This window comes from Puniceispirillum sp. (SeqCode) (genome assembly GCF_965657105.1).
Lineage (GTDB): Bacteria > Pseudomonadota > Alphaproteobacteria > Puniceispirillales > Puniceispirillaceae > Puniceispirillum.
Window position 1 is genome coordinate 1 of sequence record NZ_CBFHNB010000101.1, and the last position, 3,376, is coordinate 3,376.

General features: G+C 46.5%; 3 protein-coding genes. 1 reads left to right on the forward strand and 2 read right to left on the reverse strand.

Features of this window, described 5'->3' with window-relative positions; genetic code table 11:
• The first annotated feature begins 285 nt into the window (after positions 1 to 285).
• Complete coding sequence (locus tag ACTF7Q_RS10350) at positions 286 to 1,518, forward strand: MFS transporter (RefSeq protein WP_438997755.1); 1,233 nt, start codon at positions 286 to 288, stop codon at positions 1,516 to 1,518.
• Between the two features lie 76 nt (positions 1,519 to 1,594).
• On the opposite strand, the gene ACTF7Q_RS10355 is transcribed toward ACTF7Q_RS10350, so the two are convergent.
• Positions 1,595 to 1,990, reverse strand: coding sequence for a helix-turn-helix domain-containing protein (locus ACTF7Q_RS10355; protein WP_438997756.1), 396 nt, complete (start codon positions 1,988 to 1,990; stop codon positions 1,595 to 1,597).
• A 59-nt stretch (positions 1,991 to 2,049) separates the two neighbouring features.
• On the reverse strand, positions 2,050 to 3,376 hold a 1,327-nt coding region (locus ACTF7Q_RS10360; RefSeq protein WP_438997757.1), incomplete at its 5' end, for a Y-family DNA polymerase.

The window sequence follows — 3,376 nt, forward strand, 5'->3', positions numbered from 1 at the left end:
CTCACCTGTGCTGCTGGCGTGAATATATAATCCATTATATGGCTATCCTTTTCTGCTTCGTACAAAGTTCATAAATTGTGCTGTTACGCGTTTACCTGAGGTTTCATATCCATGAAATGGTGTTCACACTATATATCAACTGCGATGAATGCCGCGCTAAAATTCGTATATATTTGTAATTCATATCCCCATGCAGATAGCTATTAATAGTATCCACACTGATTTTTGGAATATCCATGCCAAATTGATGTATATTTGATTGGCAATCTATTCAGGCCGTAAATCTTGTCTCTTTCTCAAAACGCCACCATCCGTGCGCATAAAGTCCCCGTCCATATGCTTGGCATGAGCCAGATTGTGGCTTATGGCGCGTTATTTTATGCCTTTGCGCCACTAAAAACGCATATCGCAACCTTATTAGATACATCCGAAGCCGTGGTCATGACGATTTTAAGTCTGGCGATAGTCACGCAGGCCTTATTGACGCCCCTGGTTGGTAGCTGGGCTGACCGGTTTGGCGCATTGAACGTTCTCAAGTTAGGGTTTTTACTAGGCGCATGTGGCTTCTTTGGCCTTGGCGCGTTGGAATATACATTCCTGACCAGCTTTTACTGGCTTGGCTTCTGCTTTGTCCTAATCGGTATTGGTCTTGCCATGTCCACTTATGAAGTTGCCTTTAGTGCCGCTGTGCAATTTGACGAAATCAATTCACGAAAGAATATTTCCATAATCTCTTTTTATGGCGGCGTCGCCAGCACCCTCACATGGATATCTATCTATCCGCTTATCAGTGTTATGGGATTGCTTTATGCCTGTCTGGTATTGGCTTTCATTCTTCTGGGTTTCAGCTGGCTGATTTCAACCTATAAACATGAACGCTATGCCCCAGCCAAGCAAGATCATGCTAAAGCCAAGCCATTCCGCTGGGGCTTGCTGTCAACCGCCGAAAAGCGCGCCATCTTTATCCTCGCCAGCGCCGGCGGCTTTGAATATTTTCTGTTTTCGGCCACAACATTATTATGGGTGAACTGGTTCCAGCTACAATTTGAAAATGCGTTTCTTGCTGTCATTCTGGCCAGCATCTACGGCCCGTTTCAGGTTATAGGCAGGCTTGTTGAAATGAAATTTGGCCATCATATTGATGCCCGCATCACCGGTCTCATAGCTGGTCTTTTGATCCCGTTGTCGCTGATAGCGCTATTGGCTGGCACCTTGCCTTTGGCGATAGTGGCTATGGCATTATTTGGTATGGGACATGGTATTCTAACGGTGTCTTTTGGCTTTGTGACCAATCTTTATTTTGGCGCTGATGTATATGGTCGGGCAAAAGGCTGGATCGGTATGCCGCGTGTTGTCGGTTTAGCAATTGGCCCAAGCATTGGCGGCTTTTTACTTGCCTTTAGCGAACATGTTTTCATATCTGTTATGATTATGTTTGCCATCGCCAGCGCGTTGCTATTTGCCAGCCTGATGCTGATCAAGCCAACAAACCCCGTGCATATAACGCCCCTTCACTAGGGTCACGCGCAAACAAAAACATCGCCAAGACTTTAAATAGAAAGACTTTAATAGCCTGTGTGTTTGCGGCTTTAATCTAAAGTTTTTGAATAAGCAGATTAATTTTTTTCAACCGTTTGGTCAGAATTTTCTGCTCTTCATTTATTTCGTTTATTTCAGATTTTAGATTTGAAATAAGCTTTCCGGTGCGGCCTCTTGCTGGCTTTGTTGCACTACCGCTATGGCCTTCTTCGGCAATGAAATAGGTCGGGCTGACGCCCAATATACCAGCCATTGATACAAGCTTGTTAACACGAGGCTCGCTGCTATCATTTTCCCATGATGCAAGCGTTGATGGGTTAACACCAACAAGATGAGCAAGCATGTTGAGGCTTAATCCAGCCTGCTCACGGCATTTGAAAATTCTGCCACCAAGAGTGCTATCAATATTGCCATCTGACAGGATGTTAGAAGATGAATTTTTAACGGGCACAATTTATCCTATTTACGACTTTAGTCGAAACTAAGCCATTGATGGTTTAAAGTCAAATTTCAGCCATTTGTGCCTGCATCGCCTTCATCACGGCGGTCATCTTGGTGATCACCTATATGCTGATACATGTCAGTAGGCTGGAAAAAATTATCCTGTGCAGAGGCCAACGGTATATCAGCCCAGCTTGTTGTATAATGGGGCGATCGATATTTCTGCGGTGCATACCAGCCTCTAGGCCGTTTAAGCTGACCATATTGAACGCTACCAACACCGAATTTCTGATTAATGGCATCGCAGCTTTCGATCAATTTGCTGTTACGCGGGTTTTCCGTATCGAACAGCATGTCGGGGCGCGCCTCTGCCCGGCAAAGATCCAGCAGCAAAATACCTGCCTTTTTATAGTGGTGGCCCGCACGATATATGTTTTTCAATATCTGCTGGGCTGCTTTGTGAATCTCCTGTGTGCTATTTGTGGCGGGGGTCATGCCTATCGTCTGCGCATTCGAATATTGCGGCTGATCCTGCTGGAACGTATTCGTCCGGATAAAAACACTAAGCCCACCAGCCACCATCTTGCCCTTACGCAATTTGGCCGCCGCCATAGTGGCAAAGGTTGATACAATATCATGCAGCGCGTCATAGTCATCGATGCTTTTGCCAAAGCTTCGTGACACGCAAATACTTTGCTTGTCTTGCTGTTGCGTATCCAGCGACAGGCATATCGTACCACGCAATTCCAGCGCCGTCCGCAGACCTGTCACCCCCATATTTTTGCGGATCCAGCCATCTTGAAGGCTGGCAAAACCTGCGGCTGTCTGAATACCTTGCGCATTCAGCCTTTTGCCCAAACGCCGCCCGATACCCCATATGTCGGCAATCGCCGTATTTTGCAAGGCCTCCTCTAATTGGGCGGCTGTATCTATGCAATATACGCCGCGCGCCAACTTGTTCTTTTTGGCGATCCGGTTAGCCAGCTTGGCAAGTGTCTTGGTCTGGCCAATGCCCACTGATACGGGAATGCCAGTCCATTGTTTAACCGTGCGGCAAATATCATGGGCATAATCAACCAGCCCATGCGGCGCGAAACCTGACAGATCGAGAAAACATTCATCAATCGAATATATTTCGGCGTGCGGGGCGAATGTCGATAATATGCTCATGACGCGATAGCTCATATCACCATAAAGCGTATAGTTGCTTGACCGGATCAATATCCCTTGCTGGCGAAACCTGTCCTTATGTTTGAAATATACATCGCCCATCAGCACGCCAATCGCTTTGGCTTCGTTCGAACGTGCGATAACGCAGCCATCATTGTTAGACAGGACAATGAGGGGTTTGCCTTCCAACGCTGGCTGAAAAACGCGTTCGCAGGAACAATAGAAA